This window comes from Psychrobacter sp. TB67, from assembly GCF_000511065.1.
In the GTDB taxonomy this organism is placed as follows: Bacteria; Pseudomonadota; Gammaproteobacteria; order Pseudomonadales; family Moraxellaceae; genus Psychrobacter; species Psychrobacter okhotskensis.
On record NZ_AYYA01000082.1, the window covers coordinates 1 to 23,596 of the forward strand.

The window sequence follows — 23,596 nt, forward strand, 5'->3', positions numbered from 1 at the left end:
AGGCCTGTAGCTCAGCTGGTTAGAGCACCGTGTTGATAACGCGGGGGTCGGCAGTTCAAGTCTGCCCAGGCCTACCATTTATTTACGGGGCCATAGCTCAGTTGGTAGAGCGCCTGCCTTGCACGCAGGAGGTCAACGGTTCGACTCCGTTTGGCTCCACCATAATAAATACGATAGTAACTATATAAACAAGCATAAACAGAAACAAATAATTCAGATATTACATCATACGATTATTTCTTTCTGTTTTATACAGAACTTATGACTCGACGAGAGCGTAAGAACTATTTAAAAACATAGATATGAGTCTGGGTTAGGAACACGTGTTCACGCGTTGTTCCTAACCTTAATAACTCACTACTTAACGACATCAGTTGTTATCCCAGTAGTGAGTTATTAAAAAAGTAAAGAGAACTGAATCAAGCGTATAAACATAGGTGATATCGTTATCATAATTAGACTTATATAACACTTTGAAGTTAAAACTTATTTATAAGTTAAGACTACTTGGGGTTGTATGGTCAAGTAATGAAGCGCACATGGTGGATGCCTTGGCAGTCAGAGGCGATGAAAGACGTGACAGCCTGCGATAAGCTTCGGGGAGGCGGCAATATCCTGTGATCCGGAGATTTCTGAATGGGGAAACCCACTTACCATAAGGTAGGTATCTTGTACTTGTACAAGAAGCGAACGAGGGGAAGTGAAACATCTCAGTACCCTTAGGAATAGACATCAAATGAGATTCCCCAAGTAGCGGCGAGCGAACGGGGAGAAGCCGATTAGTGCTAATGTAGAAGAACAGCGTGGGAAAGCTGACCGTAGTAGGTGATAGTCCTGTATTCGAAACATTAGCGTTAACATATTAAGTAGAGCGGGGCACGAGAAATCCTGTTTGAAGATGGGGGGACCATCCTCCAAGGCTAAATACTCCTGACTGACCGATAGTGAACCAGTACCGTGAGGGAAAGGCGAAAAGAACCCCTGTGAGGGGAGTGAAATAGAACCTGAAACCGTGTGCGTACAAGCAGTGGGAGCCTTAATTTATTAGGGTGACCGCGTACCTTTTGTATAATGGGTCAGCGACTTATGTTCTGTAGCAAGGTTAACCGTTTAGGGGAGCCGTAGGGAAACCGAGTCTTAATAGGGCGTTTAGTTGCAGGGCATAGACCCGAAACCGAGTGATCTATCCATGAGCAGGTTGAAAGTGCCGTAACAGGCACCGGAGGACCGAACCCACTGTCGTTGAAAAGCCAGGGGATGACTTGTGGATAGGGGTGAAAGGCTAATCAAACTCGGTGATAGCTGGTTCTCCCCGAAAGCTATTTAGGTAGCGCCTCGGACGAACACCATTGGGGGTAGAGCACTGTTTCGGCTAGGGGGTCATACCGACTTACCAAACCGATGCAAACTCCGAATACCGATGAGTGATATCCGGGAGACACACAGTGGGTGCTAACGTCCATTGTGGAGAGGGAAACAACCCAGACCGCCAGCTAAGGCCCCAAATTCCTAGTTAAGTGGGAAACGAGGTGGGAAGGCATAGACAGCTAGGAGGTTGGCTTAGAAGCAGCCATCCTTTAAAGAAAGCGTAATAGCTCACTAGTCGAGTCGGCCCGCGCGGAAGATGTAACGGGGCTCAAACTAGGAGCCGAAGCTGCGGATTTGAATTTGTTTTCAAGTGGTAGGGGAGCGTTGTGTAAGCCTGTGAAGGTGTGTCGTAAGGCATGCTGGAGGTATCACAAGAGCGAATGCTGACGTGAGTAACGATAATGCGAGTGAAAAGCTCGCACGCCGGAAGATCAAGGGTTCCAGTCCAACGTTAATCGGGGCTGGGTGAGTCGACCCCTAAGGCGAGGCCGAAAGGCGTAGTCGATGGGAAATCGGTTAATATTCCGATACTTGTTTATAATGCGATGGAGGGACGGAGAAGGTTATGTCAGCCTGGCGTTGGTTGTCCAGGTGAAAGGATGTAGGCTTACAACTTAGGTAAATCCGGGTTGTTATATGGCTGAGATCTGATAGCAAGCTGTACTTGTACAGCGAAGTGGCAAATACCATGCTTCCAGGAAAAGCTTCTAAGCAATAGTTATAAACGAATCGTACCCTAAACCGACACAGGTGATCAGGTAGAGAATACCAAGGCGCTTGAGAGAACTCTGCTGAAGGAACTAGGCAAAATGGTACCGTAACTTCGGGAGAAGGTACGCTGTTGATGGTGATAGGACTTGCTCCTTGAGCTGTTGACAGTCGCAGATACCAGGCTGCTGCAACTGTTTATTAAAAACACAGCACTCTGCAAACACGAAAGTGGACGTATAGGGTGTGATGCCTGCCCGGTGCTGGAAGGTTAATTGATGGGGTTAGCGTAAGCGAAGCTCTTGATCGAAGCCCCAGTAAACGGCGGCCGTAACTATAACGGTCCTAAGGTAGCGAAATTCCTTGTCGGGTAAGTTCCGACCTGCACGAATGGCATAATGATGGCAGCGCTGTCTCCAGCAGAGACTCAGTGAAATCGAAATCGCAGTGAAGATGCTGTGTACCCGCGGCTAGACGGAAAGACCCCGTGAACCTTTACTACAGCTTTACATTGAACTTTGACCTGACTTGTGCAGGATAGGTGGGAGGCTTTGAAGCCGAGACGCTAGTCTTGGTGGAGCCAATCTTGAAATACCACCCTGGTCATGTTGGGGTTCTAACTCAGGTATAACAATACCGAGGACAATGTATGGTGGGTAGTTTGACTGGGGCGGTCTCCTCCTAAAGAGTAACGGAGGAGTACGAAGGTGCGCTCAGACCGGTCGGAAATCGGTCGTAGAGTATAAAGGCAAAAGCGCGCTTAACTGCGAGACCCACAAGTCGAGCAGGTACGAAAGTAGGTCTTAGTGATCCGGTGGTTCTGTATGGAAGGGCCATCGCTCAACGGATAAAAGGTACTCTGGGGATAACAGGCTGATACCGCCCAAGAGTTCATATCGACGGCGGTGTTTGGCACCTCGATGTCGGCTCATCTCATCCTAGGGCTGAAGCAGGTCCTAAGGGTATGGCTGTTCGCCATTTAAAGAGGTACGCGAGCTGGGTTTAGAACGTCGTGAGACAGTTCGGTCCCTATCTACCGTGGGCGTTGGAAATTTGAGAGGATCTGCTCCTAGTACGAGAGGACCAGAGTGGACGAACCTCTGGTGTTCGGGTTGTCACGCCAGTGGCATTGCCCGGTAGCTACGTTCGGATGGGATAACCGCTGAAAGCATCTAAGCGGGAAGCCCACCTCAAGATTAGATTTCCCTAAAGAGCCGTTGAAGACTACGACGTTGATAGGCAGGGTGTGGAAGCACAGCGATGTGTGTAGCTAACCTGTACTAATTGCTCGTTTGGCTTGACCATACAACACCCAAGTGGTTTGTATCAAAGCTCTAATTAATCTATCTTGTATAAGCGAAAGCTTATAGAATATATATATTTCGATATCACCTTTAACCTTGATTCAGTTAGGTTACAAGTTGGTCGACCAATAGATAATATCTTGACGTCATAATAACATCAGACTCATATCTAACCCCCTTTGCTGACGACAATAGCGCGATGGCCCCACCTGATCCCTTCCCGAACTCAGAAGTGAAACATCGTTGCGCCAATGGTAGTGTGGTTCGCCCATGTGAGAGTAGGTCATCGTCAGCTCTCTATTCTAAAAAAGAGTCATCCTTAATTGGATGGCTCTTTTTTTTATCTTTTATTCCTAGTGACCTACACAGTAAATCCTATTTAAAGAATTTGCTCTTGTGCTGCCTAGCAAAGCAGTGCTTTGCCTTAACGGCGCTCAGGTCATCGTCAGCTCTCTATTCCTGATTATCCCCCAATCATTTATCTGGTTGGGGGATTTTTTATATTTTAATTATTAGTCAACAATTATAAGTTAATGTATCATGATACTTTCTCAGCATGGTGTTAATTAATGATAAGGGTAACAGCGATGGTTTGCTTGAAGCAATACTAAGAGCATGGCAATCTGAGCAGGTAGTTCCACTATTTGTTAGTGAAGGTACATCTAAGCAGAAAATAAATTCAATACGAAGTAGTAGCTATTTAAATACGGTTTATAGAGAGGTTCTCACTACTTTAGAGCCTTCTTTAGTTATATATGGATGGGGATTATGGGAACAAGATATCTATATTTTGGAGCGTATAGCCTTGTCCCAAGTTCGGAGTGTTGCAGTTTCAGTTTATGGGAATGATCAGGCCTATTGTAATAGAGTAAGTCATATTATACATCAAATATTAGGAACCCAAGTTCAAGTGAGTTTTTTCCTTAGTAATAGCTCAGGAGTTTGGAATAATGCTATAGTCAATCCAGAATAAAATTAGTACAACCCATATCATGAAACAGCTTAGGTAAATTATTCTCCATCCACCCTTGTCGTAGAAACTTAGCCTGTGCCCATTTTTTTTCAATAGGGTTTAAATCAGGGCTGTAAGGCGGTAGAAATAACAAGCGATGACCATGCCTGTTGAGTAATCTCTGAACGCGTTTATGAAAGCTGGCGTTATCTATGACGATTACGCATTTTATTTTAAGACTTGGTATTAGCGTGTTTTTGCACCAGTTGTAGAATATGTCGCCATTGATATTCTTTTCGAAGTAATCAAGTGCAAATAACGCTTTTTCATATAAGGCACCAATAACATTGGTGCGTTTTCTACCTTGCCAGTTATAGCTATCGATGCAAGGGGTACCAATAGGTGCATAGCCATGAGAGCGGATGGTCTCAGCCTCGAAGCCACTCTCATCCATGTATACAATTGCATAGCCTTGAGCGATGTAGTCGCCCAGTTTACTTAGATATTTAGCTCTGTTTAATGGGCAAGCTTTTGGATGCTCTAAGGTCTTTTTTTTGACTGATACCAAGACGTTTTAAAGCGGCCTCGATGCCCGACTTACTACAGCCAAAACGCTGTGCTCTCTCGTACATGTAATCGTCTGGATGCTGTTCAACATCTTTTAATAAAGCTTCGTTAGGTATTTTACTGGGTGGTTTATTGCGAGTGAGTTTAATACTAGGGTCTTTGAGCCAATTCTGTAGCGTGGCCTTACTAATGTCATAAAATGCACAAGCTTGTCTGATACTCATATCTTGTTGTTCGACACTTTTAATCACTTGAGCACGGAAGTCTGCTGAATAAGTCATAATCTTTTTACTTTTCGCTTGTTTTAAAACGACTGTACCACTTTTATAAAAGATCTACTATAGTTAGCAAGCATAAGTAATAAAAGTGTTTTTCGCTAACATCTGTTATTCTTTCATTTAGCTTAGTGTTGTCTTAAAATGGAGTTCTGTACATGATTCAAAAATTATCTGAAAGATTTGATCAGTTATTTGAAGAAACGAAAGAAATTGAAGCAACACGTGGAACACAACATAATCAACTTGTCGGAAATGTTAATGTTGTAGATAATGAAAAAACCCTAACTTGGAAAGTAAAATCTAAAAATTTATTAGTTTCCACATGTGGCAAAGATTCACAACACTATGAAGAGTTTATAAAGGCGGAAAAGCTACGTAGTTACGAAACTCAGTGGGATGCATTTAAGAGAATGAAGTCTGTATTTATAGCAGCAATGGATGATTATAAAAATGGTTATCTAACCTCATTAAAAAATTTGATACAAGCAGATGTTTTTGATAGCGAACTTGAACAGGCTCAAGAATTGCTGTCTAGTGGATATAAGCTAGCAGCTGCGGTTATTGCTGGGGTTGTATTGGAAACTACACTTCGTGATATATGCTATCAAAACGCCTTAACTATAGGTAAATTAGATAAAATGAATTCAGATCTTGTTAAAGCGGGAGTTTATAATAAGCTCCAACAGAAAAGAATTACCGCTTTAGCAGATATAAGAAACAGCGCTGCACATGGCAAGCCTGAAGAATTTACCGATAGCGATGTGGCAATTATGATTAGTGATATTGAACAGTTTCTAATTGTTCATTTAGCTTAATTAATTCTTACTTCTCTAGCAAAGTTATTAAAGGTAAAAGAATATGTCTCGTTTTTTAGCAATCTTCGTTTCTATTGATTTTTTAAAAATATTCATACCAGCTATTATCGCTATAGCGACTGCCTTCTACTCTCACCAATCAGCAGTAAAACTCCAAATAAATGAGCAAAAATCAGAACAACGAATTGATCATCTAAAAAAATCTTTTAAATCTTTGTTGATGTACAGTAGTAATCCAAATAAAGAAGAAGCCGCTAAACATCTTAGAGATGCATCAATATCCATCCAGTTCATGGGTACAAAATGGCAAGTAGAACAAATGCAGCAGTTAATAGATTCAGAATTAGGAACAGGAGACTCTGATTTTTCTTTTGATCCTTTGATTGCATCTCTTCGAGATGAACTAAGAGAGAGTCTTGACCTTGAGGAACTGGAAGGAAAAGTGTATTGGGTTCATCCTATACATAATGAATTATCTAAAAATAAATCTCAGCAATAAAATGCTTTTCATCTTCTACAACTTATATCAAAACAACTCACCCATCTCAACGTCTTCTTCAAAATCAAATCCCAACTGCTCGTTTTTACGCAGCCGCATGAGCTCGATACGTAGTTTACGTCCTGCGATAAGCCTTAGTACCTCGCGTTGCTGCTCTGTCGTCATATGATGCCATCGTTGGCGCTCGGCTCGACTGCGCAGGCAACCAAAGCAATAGCCTTTTTTATTGATCGTGCAAGTACTGCTAATATCAAGCAGTTCAATCAGACTTAAATATGTTACTTTAAATGGTGCATTTAACTTTATAGTCGTAAAACGATATTATGTTGAAAATCAGTAGTCCGATAATAACTACCAAAGAGAACCCCATGACCACCTCAAAAGTAACCTACCAAGGCAATTTACGCACCCAAGCCATTCACCTACAGTCGAATAATCAAATAATTACCGATGCACCGACTGACAACCAAGGTAAGGGCGAGGCGTTTTCACCGACTGATTTATTGGCGACTAGCTTAGCCAGTTGCATGTTGACGATTATTGGTATCAAAGCTCGTGATATGGATATCGATATTGCAGGCACTATGGCTGAAGTGACCAAAGTAATGGCAGCTGACCCAAGACGTGTTAGCGAAGTACATATCGTAATTACTTTTAATCAACAGTTAGATGATAAAACGCAAAAAATATTCTATAACACCGCCTTAACTTGCCCAGTGGCTAATAGCTTGCACCCTGATATTATTCAAAAAGTGACTATTAATTCTAAGAGCTATTAATTCTAAGATTTGCTGATTCCAAGAACAACTAATTCCAAGAACTAGTGACCTCTATAAGGGTGATTGATATGGCTAGCAAAACCTTACTTATCGTTGCGCATGCACCATCGCCGAATACTAAAAAATTAGCACAAGCGGCCTACGATGGTGCGAACCATCCTGATATAGATATCAATGTCATTCTGAAATCACCACAAGACACGCAGCTTGAAGATGTACTCGCGGCGGACGCACTTCTTCTTGGAACGACAGAGAATTTAGCGTATATGGCTGGGCTCACCAAAGACTTCTTTGATCGTTGCTATTCTCCTGTGTTAGAGGAAAAGCAGGGTATGCCATTTGCGGTATATATACGGGCAGGGCATGATGGTACAGGCACCAAGCTTGCGCTCAAAACGATTACAACGGGGCTACGTTGGTCATGGATTCAAGAGGCGCTGATACTACAGGGCGATTGGCAAGACAGTTTTGCTGAGCAAGTAGAAGAGCTTGCTATGACATTGGCAGCTGGATTAGAAGCGGGTATTTACTAGTTTTTAATTCTGAATTGGGTTTAAAAGGCTGTTATGAATAATAAAAACTTAGGCAACACCGGTATCAATAATCAAAGTAAGCTACCGTTTTCGCAAGCTTGTGAGAACAATAAGCGACCCATTCTGTCTGTTTTGCAAAAAGAGTTAGTAGGATATTCGCAAGTATTAGAAGTAGGATCAGGAACGGGTCAGCACAGCGTGTACTTTGCACCAAACCTAACTCATCTCAATTGGCAAACTAGCGATATTGTCGCCAATCACGCTGCTATAAAAGCTTGGCATGATGCTCACCCTGCCTCTAATTTATATAAACCTTTGGCTTTTGACTTAACGACTGACACGCTACCTAGAAGCCTTAACAATGAGTCTTCTATAAGTGCTAACGACAAGCCTTATGATGCAGTATTTACGGCCAACACTTTACATATTATTTCGTGGTCTTTGGTCGAAAGACTTTTTGAGTCAGTGGGAGAGATGTTACCTGATAGTGGTAAATTTATAGTGTATGGCCCTTTCAATGACAATGGGCTTTATACGAGTAACAGCAATCGTCAGTTTGATAAAGCACTACGACAACGTGATGCTAATAGCGGTATACGCGATAAAGAAGATGTTGTAGCGTTGGCTGAAAAAAATTGGCTGACATTGGTTAAAGTGTATCCGATGCCAGCCAACAATCAGCTACTTGTTTTCAAAAAGATAGAGTCAGTTTAGTGCGTGTTGAACATTCACAAGAAAGCACTGCTGATAGCTAAAGTGGTGCAAAATAATACCATTCATAAAAATGTCATTTAACAACTTGAGTAGCAACTCATTTGTAAGTATTCTCTAAAAAGTTTAGATAACGATTCCAAGAGCGTTCATCTGCGCGAGCATCATATCTATCTTTATTATTGAAGTCCGTAAAAGCATGTACTGCACCACTATAAGTAATCATTTCATGCGGTACTTTAGCTGCTTCTAGCGTTTTGTTAAGCGCGGCAAAATCTTCGAACGGTACGGCTTCATCGGCTGAGCCATGAAACACCAATATCTCGCCTTTAGTATTGCTATAGCTTTGACCTGTTGGCGTCTCCAAGCCACCGTGAAAAGGGACAAAGGCTTTTTGCTCAAATCCTGAACGTGCCAGCTCTAGCGCGACACCACCACCGAAGCAATAACCCATCGTCACGCCTTCGCGGACATTATTACCTTGGGCTTGTCCAGTATTTAACGCCGCCGTCAGAATACGGCGCATCTTACTGCGATTCTTATAAAGCTCAGAAGTCAGACGCTTTTTGTCTGCTAACTCAGTCGGGCGAATACCCGTGCCAAACATATCAGCAGCTAGGACATTATAGCCCTCAGTCGCCAGCATATCAGCTCGTTTTTTTTCGTAATCAGTCAACCCATCCCAATCATGAATGAGCAAAATAAAAGGCGCATTGGCCTTATCGGCTTTGGCGTAATAGCCTTCATAATTTTGATTGTCTACCGTATAAGTGATATTTTTAGTCGTAATAGCTGCTGCTGTTTGACTAACGGTCAGTGCCATTAAGCCCAATGACGTGGTAAAGAGCAGAGATTGGCACAAACGCTTAGCGGGGTGAATGACGTTCGATAACATAAGTAGTCCTTTATTTATGAATGATCAGGGTAAATGCTTGGCTGAGCTCTCTTTTTATTCATAAGATGTGGCTCGCAAGCAAGCTATAGTTTGATGAAGCATATTTTAGCAAGGCATACTTTAGAGAGTACCTTATAGAACCTGCTCATGACAAGCATGGCTATCAATAATAAAATGCACCTCATTTTTACTGTCAATTCCCAGTATTATTAACCAAATATCAACAAGCTTAACTATTTATATGACGTGTAACTTTGAATTTTTCGCTAAGATAAGTCGCAAGCCTATAATTTCTTTATCTTTTTAACAATCAGCATCGCTAAAACACAGACAATTAAACGACAGTTGAAGTCATTATTATCTCTAGGGATATTAGAACTGTGTAGGTGCTTTCTTTGGTCTCATTAGAGTCCATTTCACTTATAAGCTAGGATATTTTATGAAAAAGAATATTGATCATAACGACCCCGCCAAAGATATGAACCCTGCGCGTGGTAATGGTGGCGAGACTCATCAGCGTGCTAGTGACGATGGCAAGGTGTTAACCACGCAACAAGGCGTTGCAATTTCAGACAACCAAAACTCGTTAAAAGCTGGCGCACGTGGTCCGGCCTTGTTAGAAGATTTCGTCTTACGCGAAAAAATCAATCACTTCGACCATGAGCGCATTCCAGAGCGTATCGTCCATGCTCGTGGTAGTGCGGCGCATGGTTATTTTGAGCTAACAGAGTCATTAGAAGAATATACCACCGCTAAAATTCTGACTGAAACAGGTAAGCAGACACCTTTATTTACGCGTTTTTCTACGGTTGCCGGTAATAAAGGCTCCAAAGATACGCCACGTGATGTCCGAGGGTTTTCTGTAAAAATTTATACTGAAGAGGGTAATTGGGATATTGTCGGTAACAATATGCCGATTTTCTTTATTCAGGATGCCATTAAATTTCCAGATTTGATTCATGCGGTGAAACCAGAGCCTGATCGCGGATTCCCACAAGCAGCGTCTGCCCATGATACTTTTTGGGATTTTGTCTCGCTAAGCCCTGAAACCATGCACAACCTGATTTGGCTAATGAGTGATCGCGCGCTGCCGCGTAGCCTACGTATGATGGAAGGTTTTGGTATTCACAGTTATCGCCTGCTCAATAAAGACGGCAAAAGTACCTTTGTACGTTTCCACTGGAAGCCCGTACTTGGTGTCCAATCAACGACATGGGATGAAGCGGTAAAAATCTCTGGCGCAGATCCTGATTATCATCGCCGTGATCTATATGAAGCCATCGATAATGAAGCGTATCCAGAATGGGAGTTTGGTGTTCAGCTGTTCACGGAAGAAGAAGCCAATGAGTTTCCATTCGATCATTTAGATGCGACCAAATTGATTCCGGAAGAAATGGTACCAGTAAAAATCATTGGCAAAATGGTGTTGAACCGTAATGTAGACAATTTCTTCGCAGAAACTGAGCAAGTAGCCTTTTGTCCCTCGCATTTGCCACCTGGTGTTGACTTCAGTAACGACCCATTATTACAAGGTCGCCTGTTCAGCTATCTCGACACCCAGCTATCGCGCTTAGGCTCGCCTAACTTTGCCCAGATTCCTATTAATGCGCCAAAGTGTCCGTTTGCCAACAATCAGCAAGACGGTCATATGCAGATGCAAGTGCCGAAAACTCGCACCCTTTATGAGCCACAAAGCTTAGATGCCACTCGTCCACGTGAAAGTGTCAAGCGTGGCTTTGAGTCGTTCCATGAGCAGTTAGATGACGGTGTAAAAGGCCGCGTACGCGCTGAGAGCTTCGCTGACCATTATAGTCAGCCGCGTATGTTCTATCGTAGCCAAACGCCTACAGAGCAAGCACATATCGCTTCAGCTTATGCGTTCGAGCTAGGTAAAGTAGACACCGCACACGTTCGTACTCGTATGCTAAGTCACTTGCCGCATATCGATGAAGACTTGGCCAATCGAGTTGCGAAAGCCTTGGGAATGGAATTGCCTGAACCTGCTGATGCCGCAGCCCCAGTAGTAGATATGGCGACTTCAAAACCTCTACAAACTATCGGTCGAACGCCTAAAACTTTGAATGGTCGCTTAGTCGGTATTCTAGTAGCTAAAGGGTCAAAGCATAGCGAAATTCAGAAGTTTGAAGAAGCGGTCAATAAAGAGGGCGGCATGGTAAAAATCGTTGCTCCTAACAAAGAAGTAGAGTTGGATGACGGCACACGTATCCAAGCCGACGAGCGTTTGGCTGGTGGCCCTTCAGTATTGTTTGATGCGGTAGTCAGTATCATTATGCCGGATCAAGCCAAAAAGCTTGCAGAAGATAGCTCAGCATTAGATTGGTTCACCGATGCTTACGTGCATTGTAAGGCCATTGCTTATTGCGGGGCGACGGATGAGTTTATATTAAGTAAACTGCCCGTCCAAAAAGATGCTTTTGTCACGCCATTGGCTGATTTGGATATCTTTATTGATAATGCAAAATCTCGTCTGTGGGAGCGTGAACCAAAGGTACGTGACCTTGCTTAATTAAACCTGTTTTACTATACAAAGAATCCAGCCTAAGTGCTGGGTTTTTTGCTTTTATAACCCTACAATTATTATTCACTTAGAAAGATAGCCACAAGCGTTCACTGAATGTCACTGACTATTAGATAACGAAGGTTATAATAAAGAAAATTATATTAATTAAGGTCTGTTGAACATTCAAATATTAGGACTGCTGATCGCTAAAATTGCACCAAACCTTTTATTAAATCAGGCGTAAACCGACGATAATGTCGAGACCTTAGCTAGGTTTATAACGACGTTTTGGGTGGTTTTAGCCACTGCCAGTGCCACATTTGAATGTTCAACAGACCCTAATAAAAGTAGTCTGATACGATCAGGCTTAGGGTTAGATAATGAGTTTATGTGAGATTGTACGTCTTGATGGTTATATACAAAGCACCTATTTAGCAGTATATCCCGATAAATTGATGTTGCTAGATGGCTGTTGCCGTGCTGACGTCTCTATGGTTCTTAGTTACATTCAAAAAACGCTGCAACGTCCTATAACAGACTTGAAGGTCGTTGTCGTGACGCATATGCATCCAGATCATGCAGGAGGTGCTAGTGCGCTCAGAAAAGCGACAGGCTGCCTTATTGTTTCCGCAGATAAACCGAAGCCGTGGTATGCAGGTATTAGTGGAAAAGCTATGTATTTAACGGATATTGCGCTGGCTCATTATGTTGCTCGTCGTACACAACGTCCTTATGCAAACCTATGGTACCCAACACATCTGCGCCCTGATATTACCGTTAAGGAGGGTGATTGTATTCCTAGCTTTGAGGAGTGGCAGGTACTGGAAACACCGGGTCATACCGATCGGGATTTGTCTTTGTTTCACCTTTCAACTAGGCAAGTATATACGGCTGACTTAATTATAAAGCTACGCCATAAGTTTGTCGCTCCTTTTCCAGTTCATTATCCAAAAGCTTATGTTCAATCTCTTCAAAAAATAAAAGACTTACGTCCTTCTAACGTTATGATGGCGCATGGCTGCGAGCTGCCTATTGACGCGGCAACTTTTGACATGCTTATCGCACAAGCTCCCAAAAAGCCTCGTACTATAACCGACACCATTAAGCATAAATTAAAAGGTGGAAAAACAAAGGTCAAGGATTACTAAAGTAGAATAGCTTCTATAGGTAGTCCTCTATAAATCAGATACGATGTCAGGCTCGCTTAGTCTACTATTTGCAGTACTCTCATTCGCTTTCCCTATATCCAAATTATATCGATATAGTCAGTGAAAGTAATATCGTCGCGTTTTTAGGATATTTCAGTTATATACACTATTCTTTATTAAAACCAAATTTAAGACAAAAAAAGCCCAGCCATTATAAATAATGGCTGGGCTTTTAGAATATGGTGGGCCGACCGCGACTCGAACGCGGGACCAATTGATTAAAAGTCAACTGCTCTACCAACTGAGCTATCGGCCCTGAGAAGCGTTAAAAAATTGCATGACAATTTTAGCTTCGCAAGATAAATTTCCTTAAAGGGAAATTTATTAAAACTAGACATCAAAAACAATGTCTTTAAACTTATAACGCTACTACCGAATAGGGTAGCATACATGATAAGAATCATACTAAAGATGGTGGGCCGACCGCGACTCGAACGCGGGACCAATTGATTAAAAGTCAACTGCTCTACCAACTGAGCTATCGGCCCTGAGCGAGGATAACACGAAACACTGCTTCGTCTGAGCGCAAGAGAATTTACATTTTCGTAAGTTCTAAAAACTCAGTATCCAAACTAGGTTTGCATTTACTGCAAGATAAATTCCCTTAAAGGGATATTTATTAAAACTAGACATTAAAAATATCTATAAGCTTAACTTCTTTATCTATTCTTGAATCAATATCAAAAGAGACAATAAGCTTGTTTACTCGTTTAGATTATTTGTATCTCTAAACGTGAGAGCACATTATATATATTATTAAGACAATTACAACCCCGTAGAACAAAAAAAGTGTAATTGAGGCAAAACAATGGGTGTTTTTATTATATTCACGAGTAAATGCAATTTTAGAAGGTCAGTTAGCTGAGATAATTTACTGAATAACCATCGTAGCGTCTGATTTAATCGTTCGTTTACTATTTAGCAATTATCTATCCGTTTAATCTCTAGACAGCGCTTCTACAGGATCCAGTCTGGCCGCATTGCGTGCAGGCAAGAAACCGAAGATAACACCAATCAGCGTCGAGCACAAAAAGGCGGCAATGATAGAGGTGGATGAATAAATGACTTTAAAGCTATCGCCACCAACGCGGTTAATGACCTCACCAATCGCAAATGCCAGCCCAATACCAAGTAGTCCGCCTAAAATACAGACCAGTACGGCCTCGATTAAAAACTGCTGCATAATGTCGTTTTGACGAGCACCGACCGCCATACGTACCCCAATCTCATTGGTGCGTTCAGTGACCGACACCAGCATGATATTCATCACCCCGATGCCACCAACAACTAGTGAGATAATAGCGATTGATGAAATCAGTAAGGTCATGGCAGTGGTGGTCGATTCGATGGTTTGGCGAATCGAGTCTGAGTTGCGTATGCGAAAGTCATCGGTACCATGGCGACTTTCCATCAATTCGGAAATGGCTGATTCTGCAGCGGCCGATGAGATATTATCATCAATGAGGGCGACAAAATTTTCAATATAGGCACTACCGATAAGTCGCGACATCATCGTGGTATAGGGCATATATAGCGTAGGCGTATCGACAGAACCTCTGCCGAAGCCGCTAGAGTTGGGGGCTAAGACGCCAATGACTCGCCCTGGTACGCTACCTATCAGCATGACTTCACCAATGGGGTTGGGGTTGTCCGGAAAAAAGGTATTTTTGGCGTTGTTGTCGATGATAATGTCTTGAGTACGGCGTAAGATGCTGTCCTCATCAAAACCTTGACCCTGAACCAGTGTTTCGCCACTGACATCAAGATAGTCTTTACCCACACCACTAACGCTAGCCGCCTCCTGGACGCTGCGATAACGCACATTAATATTGGTATCGAGCTGCGGGCTCACACTAACGACATAAGGCTGATCAGCGACCGCTTGGGCGTCTTCTGGCGTTAAATTGTCATCATTGTATTGCCGTCTGGGATCGCCATAAGGATAGCCGTCAGAGACGGTAATAGTATTGGTGCCAAGAGAGCTAATATTGGAGAGGATCTGCGCCTGAGAGCCTTTACCGAGACCGACGACCGAGACGACTGATGCGATACCAATAATAATGCCTAGCATCGTCAGCAAGGTACGCATTTTATGAGCACGCATGGCCAGTAATGACATCTTAAACGCTTCAAATATACGGTCGATAAAGCTGCTAAAGGCACTCTTTCGATGTTTGTCTAAAATAGGCTCAGGTTCTACCTCTTTTCGCTGGTAGCGCTCATTTTCATAGTCAGCAATCACATAACCGTCTTTGAGCTCAATTACCCGCTCGGCTTGTGCCGCAAGGTTGGGATCATGCGTGACCATGATAATAGTATGACCTTGGGCATTTAACTCATACAATATCTGCATCACATCGTCGCCAGACTTACTATCGAGTGCCCCAGTTGGCTCATCCGCTAAAATAATGTCGCCGCCATTCATCAGTGCCCGAGCGATAGAAACACGCTGCTGTTGGCCGCCTGACAGCTGATTAGGACGGTTATTGACCTTGTCTGCCAATCCCAAGTCCGTTAGCAGTTTTTCAGCTCGCTCGTTACGGGCTTGCCCATCCATCCCTGCATATACTGCAGGCACCGAGACGTTATCGCGCGCGCTGATATCGCCGAGTAAATGATAACGTTGAAAAATAAAGCCAAAGTGCTCGCGGCGCAGTTTGGCCAACTCATCGGCTTCTAGGCGGTCAACGGGTTTGCCAAATATTTTGTATTCGCCAGCACTGGCTTGATCTAAGCAGCCTAAGATGTTCATCAGGGTCGACTTACCCGAACCCGATTGACCAATGATGGCCACCATCTCACCTTGATTGATAGTCAGATCGATATCATGAAGCACACGAATGGTTTGTTCACCCGCTTTAAACTCTTTTATCAGCCCTTTGACCTGCATCAATGGGACGTCTGCTGCGATATTAGGGTTGGGGTTGCCACTATTCATCTAGAATGCTACCTATATCAATACTGCTAATATGAATCAATTTCAAAAACTTATCTGCTGGGCGATGTTTGCTGAGCGATGTATCTGTGCAGATGGTACGCCAATTTTAGTGCTAGGCATTAAAACGGACGTCCGCCTCGGGCATTTGCTTTTGCGGGACCTTCTTCGCTTAAGATGACTTCATCGCCTTTATTAAGACCACTCAAAATCTGAACATTCACGCGGTTGTTAATACCAGTCTTCACTATTTGCTCGACGACTTGACCATCCGCTTTTAGCACGCGAACCTTGGATGTTTTTACGTTCGGATCCTCATTTCTGCTTTTGGTATTTTTAGTATCGCCAGCAGGTTGCAGGGCCGCAGAGGGGATAAGTAGCGTATTTTTTGCTTGATCAATAACGATATAAACCTGCGCGGTCATGTCGATACGGAAACGGCGATCGGTATTGGGCACTTCAATATAACCGACATAATAAATAGCCGCGTCCGTTGAGCTGGTGTCACTGATACTCTCAGGGGCGGGTTCAATCGCCTTGAGGACAGAGTCAAATTTTTGATCAGGATTACCAATGATATTAAAGTAGACGGGCAAACCCGCTTGGACATTAATAACGTCCGCTTCAGAGATTTGCGCGTTAATACGAACCGTGGATAAATCTGCCAAAGTCACAATTGTTGGTGCCGTTTGATTGGCATTAACAGTCGTACCTTGCTCGGTAGTGACCGATACCACAGTACCTGCCATTGGGGCACGGATAGTGGTATAGCTCAGATCTTCTTGGGCAGTACTGACGTTGGTTTGCGATTTGCGTAGTGCCGCTTGCTGGCTGTTGATATTGGCCTCAGTTGTTGCAATCGCTGCTTTTGCGGTATCGATAGCAGCGCGGGCATTGGCGACTGATGCTTGTGCGGTGGCAACTTTGGTCGCTTGCGTATCGTAATCTTGCTGTGATATGGCATCGATAGCCAGTAAACCTTGCAAGCGTGAGAAATCTGCTTGTGCTTGCTTTAATTCAGCTTGACGGCTGGCAAGATCCGCTTGCGCACTTTTTAGACTCGCTTGACGGCTTAGCGACTCGGCACGCGCGCTTTGTAACGCCGCTTCACTTTGCTCGAGGCTCGCTTGCTCATTACTTAAATTATTCTTTTGCGTCACCTGATAAATCTGCGCAATTAAATCGCCTTTTTTGACTTCATCACCGACGTCGACAAACAGCCGCGTTACTTCACCAGATACCTGCGCCCCAACATCGACGGTATTAAGCGCTTTGACCTTACCAGAGGCCATGACATTATTTTCAATATCGCCCATTTCAGCGATGGCTGTTAAATAGTTGGGGGTGGTTTCTTTCGGTTTAAAAAAGCTATAGGCCAAAGCTCCCAATGCGATGATAATTAAGGCAATAACACCCCATTTGATAGCAGACTTTTTGCTTATTTTGCGCATGACAACAATCCAATTACAATTAAATCAAGTGTAGCTATAGTAGAGACTTCATGGGCAAAATGGAATGAGAATTAGTTTACGAAAGGTTAAGGCGTTTTTGAGTATGGTGGGAATAAATAAAGAATAGGAGGGCGTTGCAAAAGTGGGTGTATCTAAAAATTATAGAGGGCAGCAGAAGGCATCGGAGATTTGTGAGAAGTCATTACTGACGCTGTTTTTGACAGGGAATGGCTGCATCACATCAATAACAATAGTGACTGAAATTTATCGTGCAGCAAACAAGCGCTTACCTGTTAATTCAAGCGCGGCCTGCAATAACAACTCCCACGCTGGCTGACGAATGAGACCTTTAATCGCTTGGTCACAACGATATAGCAGGGCAGGCCATTCAGCCGTTTGCGCTGGGCGGCGGCACGCTTGTTGATAGAGACCTTGTTTGCTACGCCAAATACCCAGTGCTTGCGGATCTTGCCCATCCATTAATTGTATAATTTGGCGCATGTCTTTGCTGATTGCCCACAGTACCAAGGTCGTCGGCTCATCAGTGGCTTTCAGCTGAAAAATGATTTTCGCCACTTGTGCGCTATTGCCTGCCAGCATTGCATCAGATAAATCAAAGACGCTGAATTGAGCGTCGCTGACCAAGGCGGCCTGAAGATCTTTGATGTCTAATGCTACGTTTGGCGCGGTCGTTGTAGACTGATTATTGCCTTCGTGAGTTGCGTCATGACTACTAGCATCCAACTGCGGTGCAAATAGATAAGACAGCCGCCACAAGGTTTGATAAGCACTTAGCAGGTGATGCTCGGTGTGCGACATGAGCAGTTGCCACGCTTCTTGTGACAGCCTGAGTCCAAATTGCTGGGCTTGAATCTGCAACAGCTGCTGACGTTGCTGTTCGTTGTATAAATTGCAGTCAATGATGTGACCGTATTGCGCAAATGGCGCAAACCACTTGCTGCTTTGCGCGCGTTTGTCTTGCTTGGGCGTTAACCATAATAAGCTATGACTGTGCGCCCCTGTTTGTGCCTCGACAGCAAAGCGCTCAAGCTCAGCGATAACGGCTTTATCCGGTTTATGATTACCGGTTACGATCAAGGCGCTGGCATCATCAAATAAAGACTGGCTACCAAGCTCTGAGAGTACTTCTTGCCAGCTCTTAACCGACACCAGCTCTATACGTTTAATCGCGTAATTCTGCGCACGCCAATGCGGACGCAAGGCATCGATCAGCCACTGACTCAATAACGTCTCATCTCCATGTGCCAGCCACAAACCAGCTACGGCCACGGATGACTGTAGTAGTTTGGGATAGGCTTGTATAAAAGACTCTTGCATAGACTAATGAGGACACAGGTTTATGAGAATGGATGGACAGAATACCTTACGCTAACCATTAAGGGGTTGGTGTGCTTGGAACGATAACAGCCGTAGACGCTGAGCCTGTTTGTGCCGTTTTATTGGCATTGGCAGGGGTGACTCTAGGCAATGCAATGGCAACATATTGATCAGTGATACGGCGTGCCAAACTGTCATAGAGCCAGTCACGAATTTGATCGCCTTGTTGGTCATCGGTACTGACCGATGCCTCATTATACTGGTAACTGCGCTCGACTTGGATAGGGTTGGTTAGTGTCACCACTTTGCCATTTTGTAGGGTTTGGTAGCTGACATCTGCTGACAATACTAAGCGGATTTCTGTTAAAACACCGACCAATTCATAACGCTTAAAGCGCATATTTTTGACGCTAATCGCAGCAATGGGTTCCGCCGTCGCGTTTTTATTGTTATTGGTAATATCGACCAAGGTCATATTATCGATTACATCGACGCCCAAGGCTTCTAGGCGTCGTGACAACGGTAACTTTAGTGGAAAGGAGGTGCGATTGTCTTCGATGATGATGGCTGTTTTGGCCACATCAAATAGCATCGGTGTGCCATAACCTCTTAGCTGAAAGCCGCAGCCACTAAGAGCCGCTGTGGCTCCCAGTACAGAAAGCAGTGGCAAGCTTGCGAGTAATGCTGTCGCTAGCTTCTGTGCATTAGACTTTTTTGCCATATTGCATTGTCCACTTGGCTTGCTTGATTTCGTTTGAGATGACTGCACAGCTCGCTGCTTACAAGACATAATCGCTATCCTTATGTTGATAAAAAGGCTTAAAACACTACGTTTAAAAAAGTTTAGCCTGCCACCACGATATTGACCAGTTTATTCGGCACGACGATTTCTTTTTTGATGTCACCCGTTAGGAATTTCGCCACGCTTTCTATCGCACGCGCTTGCGCCTTTAGCTGTTCAGGGTCGCTGTTCGGCGCGACATCCATCTTACCGCGCATTTTGCCGTTGACCTGTACCACCATCGTGATCATGTCTTGTACTAAGGCACTTTCATCGACGGCTGGGTAGCTCAGGGTAAGGGTATCCAGCCCTAACTGCTCAAGTAAGTGCTCGCCCGCGTGTGGCGCGTAGACTGATAGCATAATAAGCAGATCAATCAACGCTTCATGCTGCACTTGTAGGTCTTGCTCACTATTTGCTTTAAAGCCAGTCAGCTCGTTGGCAAGCTCCATCAAACTTGATACAGGCGTGTTTAGCGCCAGACGATCACCCAAGTCACTATCGATCTTGGCAATGGTCTCATGAGTTTTACGGCGTAAATTTTTCGCTTCTTTGCTTAAGCCATCAGTTTTCAAGGCGACATTATTGAGTGTCTCAAGGCTTAGGTTTGCTTCAGTGAGCGCTTGCATATGCTCAGTAGCAATACGCCATACTTTTTTAACAAAATTATAAGGGCCTTTTAGCGCGTCATCCGACCATTCTAGCGTCTGATCGGCAGGCGCGGTAAATAGGGTATAGAGACGAACGGTATCAGCGCCGTATTTATCAATAGTGATCTGTGGATCAACACCGTTGTTTTTGGACTTAGACATTTTTTCGATTTTGCCAATGGTTACTGGCTGTCCATCAGCTTTTAAAATCGCTTTAATCGGTTGACCACGCTCGTTGTAGTCGATATCGATGTCTTCTGCGAAGTAATACGTCGTGCTGCCATCGGCATTAAGACGGTAAAAAGTACCGGCAAGCACCATACCTTGGGTCATAAGATTGGCAAATGGTTCATCGCCTGACACCAGTGACTCATCGCGCATAAGCTTATGGAAGAAGCGTGCATAAAGCAGATGCATGACGGCGTGCTCTACACCGCCAACATATTGATCGACAGGTAGCCATTTATTGGCGGCAGACTTGTTGACCATGTTCTGTGCATCATTCGGACTGGCAAAACGCGCATAGTACCAGCTTGACTCTACAAAGGTATCAAAGGTGTCAGTCTCACGTTCAGCAGGGTTGCCACATTTCGGGCAAGTGGTATTCACAAACTCTGGAATGTTTTTGAGTGGATTACCGCGACCATCAGGAACGACGTCAGTCGGCAAGACAACGGGCAAATCTTGCTCTTCAACAGGTACGGTACCGCAATGCTCACAGTTGACCATTGGAATAGGGCAGCCCCAATAACGCTGGCGAGAAACACCCCAATCACGGAGACGGTATTGGATTTTTTTCTTGGCCAGTTCTTGTGGCTCAAGTTTGGCTAACATAGCCTCAAACGCTTGCTCAAAGTCTAAGCCATCAAATTCACCTGAATTGACCAAAATATTGCGCTCAGTATAGGCAAGATTAATCTCAGCATCGTTCGCCTTTGCGTCTGCTTCTAACTCATCAAAATACCCAGCAGGGATATCGATAACTTGTTTAATTGGTAGCTTGTACTTAACGGCAAATTCATAATCGCGCTCGTCATGTGCCGGTACTGCCATAACTGCGCCAGAGCCGTAGCTCATGAGCACATAGTTGGCGACCCATACGGGTACTTCTTCGCCGGTCAGTGGATGCGTCACGGTAAGACCGGTATCCATACCGATTTTTTCAGCTTTGGCTAGATCGGCTTCTGCCACTGAGCCTTTTTTACACAGCGCATTAAACTGGGCAATCGCCTCATCATGCTCAGCGGCGTACTGTGCCAATGGGTGCTCAGCAGCAACCGCCACATAAGTGACGCCCATCAAGGTGTCAGGACGCGTCGTGAATACATCTAGGGTATTGGTTTCGCCAGCAAGCTCATAAGGGAAATGCACTTCCATACCTGCGCTACGACCAATCCAATTGCGCTGCATAGTCAATACTTCTGATGGCCAGTGACCTTCTAATTGATCCAAATCGTCAAGCAATTCGTCAGCATAATCAGTGATATTAAAGTAATACATCGGAATGTCGCGCTTTTCGACCGCCGCGCCACTACGCCAACCTTTACCGTCAATGACTTGCTCATTGGCTAAAACCGTATTATCAATCGGATCCCAATTGACCGTCGCCAGCTTCTTATAGACCAAGCCTTTTTTGTATAACTGTAAAAACAACCACTGCTCCCACTGATAATACTCAGGGCTACAAGTGGCAAATTCACGTGACCAATCGATAGACAAACCTAGCAATTTTAGCTGCGCGCGCATGCTGTCGATATTGGCAAACGTCCATTTAGCAGGTGGCGTCTGATTGGCAATCGCAGCGTTTTCAGCGGGCAGGCCAAAGCCGTCCCAGCCCATTGGCTGCATGACTTCATAGCCCTTAAGGCGATAGTAACGGCTCAGCACATCTGAGATAGTATAGTTGCGCACGTGACCCATGTGCAGCTTGCCGCTTGGGTAAGGGAACATCGACAGCATATAACGACTTGGCTTGTCGCTTGGCTCATTGCTGACTTCAAAGCGCTTATCCGTTGCCCATTTGGCTTGTTGTGCGGCTTCAATAGCTTGTGGGTTATAATAATTATTTTCTGATTGATCAGATGTCACAGTATTGCTCATAGTCGGCTCTAGATTGAATATTTTGATAAGAAATTAGATACGCTAGAATAGCGCAAATCGGCAAAAAATGCGATGGGGCAACGTAATAATAGAGCAGTATTAAGAAGTATATAACAACTTATGAATCCACAGTAAGGCTCGGCATGCAAAAACTAAAGAAAGGTCAGGTACTAAAGTATCCTATTGATTTGTATTTATCGAACAAACACATGCTGTCGATTTTGGCTTTAGGTTTGTTAATTTTTCCGCTGTATTATTATGGGCTACCCATCGCAAAAGATGAAGGTTGGTTTTTCATTATAGTGATGTGGTTATCAATAATTTTGATAGCTGTTGCGGTATTCACGGTATTATTTGCCTTTATTACTGGTAAGCCCGTTTTTCAAATTACAGATAAAGGGATAACGATTTTACAAGTCTTGCGCCGACCACAACAGAGATATTTGTTGTGGCAGGATGTTGAGTGTATAGGTATCGATTGTCGAGTCATCAAGCGCCACGAAATTTGGCTATTAATGATTCAACCTAAACAAGGCAAAATTATACAATACCCCATAAGGTCTATGAGATATAAAGATGCCATCTTGAATGAAGTGGAAGTGGTGCATTTAGTGCAACTTGCCTCTGAAGGCCGTTCCGCTATACATTATGGGCCTATAGGAATGGAAAGAATTAAACTGATCACTCCAAGAGTGCAGTGGTTATTGTTAGCCTTGATTTTTCTTTGTATAGTTTTCTATCTATTTTTTATGATTAAATAAAAGTACGCGCTAAATATAACCCCTTAAGGATTAATTATGACCATCACTATTTACGGTATTAAATCTTGTAGCACGATGAAAAAGGCTTTTACTAAGCTCGATGAGCTAGGCATCAGCTATGATTTTCATGATTATAAAAAACAAGGTATCGATAAAGAAACGCTTCAGCGTTGGGTCAACGAGCTTGGCATTGATAAAGTATTAAACAAGCGCGGCACCACATGGCGTAAGCTCACCGATGAGCAAAAGCAAGCCGCTGATACTAATGTAACTAATGCCATTGATTTACTTGTCGAAAATACCAGCATGATTAAACGTCCCATCGTCGAAGGTCAGCTTAAGAATAAGGATCAGGCGGTCTTATTGTGCGGTTTTGATGAAGAAGCATTCGATATGAACTTTTCGTAAAGGAAATTTTGGTCAAGTGCAAAAAATCCCGAAC

At 43.7% G+C, this 23,596-nt stretch carries 19 protein-coding genes, 4 tRNA genes and 2 rRNA genes; 14 read left to right on the plus strand and 11 right to left on the minus strand.

Features of this window, described 5'->3' with window-relative positions; translation table 11 throughout:
* The 5 genes from W293_RS0114275 (at position 1) to W293_RS0114295 (ending at position 4,353) form a co-directional block, all read left to right on the plus strand.
* Positions 1-77 (plus strand) — tRNA-Ile (locus tag W293_RS0114275).
* A gap of 9 nt (positions 78-86) precedes the next feature.
* Positions 87-162 (plus strand) — tRNA-Ala (locus tag W293_RS0114280).
* Positions 163-519: 357 nt separating this feature from the next.
* Positions 520-3,381 (plus strand): 23S ribosomal RNA (locus W293_RS0114285).
* Positions 3,382-3,561: 180 nt separating this feature from the next.
* Positions 3,562-3,675, plus strand: a 5S ribosomal RNA gene (rrf, locus tag W293_RS0114290).
* Positions 3,676-3,936: 261 nt separating this feature from the next.
* Positions 3,937-4,353 (plus strand): DUF4917 family protein, encoded by a 417-nt coding sequence (locus W293_RS0114295; RefSeq protein WP_025653068.1) that lies wholly within the window; start codon positions 3,937-3,939, stop codon positions 4,351-4,353.
* Here the strand turns inward: W293_RS0114295 and W293_RS0114300 are convergent.
* Complete coding sequence (locus W293_RS0114300; protein WP_156915661.1) at positions 4,340-4,900, minus strand: IS630 family transposase; 561 nt, start codon at positions 4,898-4,900, stop codon at positions 4,340-4,342. The genes W293_RS0114295 and W293_RS0114300 overlap by 14 nt on opposite strands.
* Complete coding sequence (locus tag W293_RS16575) at positions 4,839-5,180, minus strand: IS630 transposase-related protein (RefSeq protein ID WP_037026110.1); 342 nt, start codon at positions 5,178-5,180, stop codon at positions 4,839-4,841. The genes W293_RS0114300 and W293_RS16575 overlap by 62 nt, the downstream gene beginning before the upstream one ends.
* 152 nt (positions 5,181-5,332) lie before the next feature.
* Between W293_RS16575 and W293_RS0114310 the strand changes: the two genes are divergently transcribed.
* Entirely contained in the window at positions 5,333-5,992 is a 660-nt protein-coding gene (locus tag W293_RS0114310; RefSeq protein WP_025653070.1) for a DUF4145 domain-containing protein, read from the plus strand.
* Positions 5,993-6,035: 43 nt separating this feature from the next.
* Positions 6,036-6,491 (plus strand): hypothetical protein, encoded by a 456-nt coding sequence (locus W293_RS0114315; protein ID WP_025653071.1) that lies wholly within the window; start codon positions 6,036-6,038, stop codon positions 6,489-6,491.
* 27 nt (positions 6,492-6,518) lie between these two features.
* Here the strand turns inward: W293_RS0114315 and W293_RS16580 are convergent, their stop codons facing one another.
* A complete protein-coding gene (locus W293_RS16580; protein ID WP_319802581.1) occupies positions 6,519-6,797 on the minus strand; it encodes a DUF1289 domain-containing protein in 279 nt (92 codons plus the stop codon).
* 62 nt (positions 6,798-6,859) lie between these two features.
* On the opposite strand from W293_RS16580, the gene W293_RS0114330 reads away from it, so the two are divergent.
* The 3 genes from W293_RS0114330 (at position 6,860) to W293_RS0114340 (ending at position 8,517) form a co-directional block, all read left to right on the plus strand.
* The gene (locus W293_RS0114330; protein ID WP_025653072.1) at positions 6,860-7,270 is read left to right on the plus strand and encodes an OsmC family protein; all 411 of its coding nucleotides are present in this window, start codon (positions 6,860-6,862) and stop codon (positions 7,268-7,270) included.
* 68 nt (positions 7,271-7,338) lie between these two features.
* Positions 7,339-7,803 (plus strand): flavodoxin family protein, encoded by a 465-nt coding sequence (locus tag W293_RS0114335; RefSeq protein WP_025653073.1) that lies wholly within the window; start codon positions 7,339-7,341, stop codon positions 7,801-7,803.
* Positions 7,804-7,836: 33 nt separating this feature from the next.
* Entirely contained in the window at positions 7,837-8,517 is a 681-nt protein-coding gene (locus tag W293_RS0114340; RefSeq protein ID WP_025653075.1) for a DUF938 domain-containing protein, read from the plus strand.
* Positions 8,518-8,614: 97 nt separating this feature from the next.
* Here the strand turns inward: W293_RS0114340 and W293_RS0114345 are convergent, their stop codons facing one another.
* A complete protein-coding gene (locus tag W293_RS0114345) occupies positions 8,615-9,409 on the minus strand; it encodes a dienelactone hydrolase family protein (protein WP_051395153.1) in 795 nt (264 codons plus the stop codon).
* Between the two features lie 439 nt (positions 9,410-9,848).
* Here W293_RS0114345 and W293_RS0114350 point away from each other — a divergent pair, with 439 nt between their 5' ends.
* Both W293_RS0114350 and W293_RS0114355 read left to right on the plus strand, forming a co-directional pair.
* A complete protein-coding gene (locus tag W293_RS0114350) occupies positions 9,849-11,936 on the plus strand; it encodes a catalase (RefSeq protein ID WP_025653077.1) in 2,088 nt (695 codons plus the stop codon).
* Positions 11,937-12,310: 374 nt separating this feature from the next.
* Positions 12,311-13,078, plus strand: a complete 768-nt coding sequence (locus tag W293_RS0114355) for an MBL fold metallo-hydrolase (RefSeq protein ID WP_025653078.1) — start codon at positions 12,311-12,313, stop codon at positions 13,076-13,078.
* Positions 13,079-13,318: 240 nt separating this feature from the next.
* Here the strand turns inward: W293_RS0114355 and W293_RS0114360 are convergent.
* The 7 genes from W293_RS0114360 to leuS form a co-directional block, all read right to left on the minus strand.
* Positions 13,319-13,394 (minus strand) — tRNA-Lys (locus W293_RS0114360).
* Between the two features lie 156 nt (positions 13,395-13,550).
* A tRNA-Lys gene (locus W293_RS0114365) sits at positions 13,551-13,626 on the minus strand.
* Between the two features lie 449 nt (positions 13,627-14,075).
* Positions 14,076-16,076 (minus strand): MacB family efflux pump subunit, encoded by a 2,001-nt coding sequence (locus W293_RS0114370; protein WP_037026101.1) that lies wholly within the window; start codon positions 16,074-16,076, stop codon positions 14,076-14,078.
* 119 nt (positions 16,077-16,195) lie between these two features.
* Positions 16,196-17,524 (minus strand): efflux RND transporter periplasmic adaptor subunit, encoded by a 1,329-nt coding sequence (locus tag W293_RS0114375; protein WP_025653080.1) that lies wholly within the window; start codon positions 17,522-17,524, stop codon positions 16,196-16,198.
* 264 nt (positions 17,525-17,788) lie between these two features.
* Positions 17,789-18,862, minus strand: coding sequence for a DNA polymerase III subunit delta (gene holA, locus W293_RS0114380; protein ID WP_025653081.1), 1,074 nt, complete (start codon positions 18,860-18,862; stop codon positions 17,789-17,791).
* A 58-nt stretch (positions 18,863-18,920) separates the two neighbouring features.
* On the minus strand, positions 18,921-19,583 hold the full coding sequence (locus W293_RS0114385; RefSeq protein WP_025653082.1) for a hypothetical protein: 663 nt from the start codon (positions 19,581-19,583) through the stop codon (positions 18,921-18,923).
* 122 nt (positions 19,584-19,705) lie between these two features.
* A complete protein-coding gene (leuS, locus tag W293_RS0114390) occupies positions 19,706-22,393 on the minus strand; it encodes a leucine--tRNA ligase (RefSeq protein WP_025653083.1) in 2,688 nt (895 codons plus the stop codon).
* Between the two features lie 143 nt (positions 22,394-22,536).
* Between leuS and W293_RS0114395 the strand changes: the two genes are divergently transcribed.
* Both W293_RS0114395 and W293_RS0114400 read left to right on the plus strand, forming a co-directional pair.
* The gene (locus W293_RS0114395) at positions 22,537-23,154 is read left to right on the plus strand and encodes a hypothetical protein (RefSeq protein WP_025653084.1); all 618 of its coding nucleotides are present in this window, start codon (positions 22,537-22,539) and stop codon (positions 23,152-23,154) included.
* A gap of 36 nt (positions 23,155-23,190) precedes the next feature.
* On the plus strand, positions 23,191-23,562 hold the full coding sequence (locus tag W293_RS0114400; RefSeq protein ID WP_025653085.1) for an arsenate reductase: 372 nt from the start codon (positions 23,191-23,193) through the stop codon (positions 23,560-23,562).
* The last annotated feature ends 34 nt before the right edge of the window (positions 23,563-23,596 follow it).

What these genes read in the sequence shown, in the direction of transcription:
- W293_RS0114295 (WP_025653068.1), top strand. Translation starts at nt 3,937, where the DNA reads ATGGTGTTAATTAATGATAAGGGTAACAGCGATGGTTTGCTTGAAGCA.
- holA (WP_025653081.1), bottom strand. Translation starts at nt 18,862, where the DNA reads ATGCAAGAGTCTTTTATACAAGCCTATCCCAAACTACTACAGTCATCC.
- W293_RS0114345 (WP_051395153.1), bottom strand. Translation starts at nt 9,409, where the DNA reads ATGTTATCGAACGTCATTCACCCCGCTAAGCGTTTGTGCCAATCTCTG.
- W293_RS0114370 (WP_037026101.1), bottom strand. Translation starts at nt 16,076, where the DNA reads ATGAATAGTGGCAACCCCAACCCTAATATCGCAGCAGACGTCCCATTG.
- W293_RS0114335 (WP_025653073.1), top strand. Translation starts at nt 7,339, where the DNA reads ATGGCTAGCAAAACCTTACTTATCGTTGCGCATGCACCATCGCCGAAT.
- W293_RS0114310 (WP_025653070.1), top strand. Translation starts at nt 5,333, where the DNA reads ATGATTCAAAAATTATCTGAAAGATTTGATCAGTTATTTGAAGAAACG.
- W293_RS0114315 (WP_025653071.1), top strand. Translation starts at nt 6,036, where the DNA reads ATGTCTCGTTTTTTAGCAATCTTCGTTTCTATTGATTTTTTAAAAATA.
- W293_RS0114395 (WP_025653084.1), top strand. Translation starts at nt 22,537, where the DNA reads ATGCAAAAACTAAAGAAAGGTCAGGTACTAAAGTATCCTATTGATTTG.
- W293_RS0114375 (WP_025653080.1), bottom strand. Translation starts at nt 17,524, where the DNA reads ATGCGCAAAATAAGCAAAAAGTCTGCTATCAAATGGGGTGTTATTGCC.
- W293_RS0114385 (WP_025653082.1), bottom strand. Translation starts at nt 19,583, where the DNA reads ATGGCAAAAAAGTCTAATGCACAGAAGCTAGCGACAGCATTACTCGCA.
- W293_RS0114400 (WP_025653085.1), top strand. Translation starts at nt 23,191, where the DNA reads ATGACCATCACTATTTACGGTATTAAATCTTGTAGCACGATGAAAAAG.
- W293_RS0114330 (WP_025653072.1), top strand. Translation starts at nt 6,860, where the DNA reads ATGACCACCTCAAAAGTAACCTACCAAGGCAATTTACGCACCCAAGCC.
- W293_RS0114350 (WP_025653077.1), top strand. Translation starts at nt 9,849, where the DNA reads ATGAAAAAGAATATTGATCATAACGACCCCGCCAAAGATATGAACCCT.
- W293_RS16575 (WP_037026110.1), bottom strand. Translation starts at nt 5,180, where the DNA reads ATGACTTATTCAGCAGACTTCCGTGCTCAAGTGATTAAAAGTGTCGAA.
- W293_RS0114340 (WP_025653075.1), top strand. Translation starts at nt 7,837, where the DNA reads ATGAATAATAAAAACTTAGGCAACACCGGTATCAATAATCAAAGTAAG.
- leuS (WP_025653083.1), bottom strand. Translation starts at nt 22,393, where the DNA reads ATGAGCAATACTGTGACATCTGATCAATCAGAAAATAATTATTATAAC.
- W293_RS0114355 (WP_025653078.1), top strand. Translation starts at nt 12,311, where the DNA reads ATGAGTTTATGTGAGATTGTACGTCTTGATGGTTATATACAAAGCACC.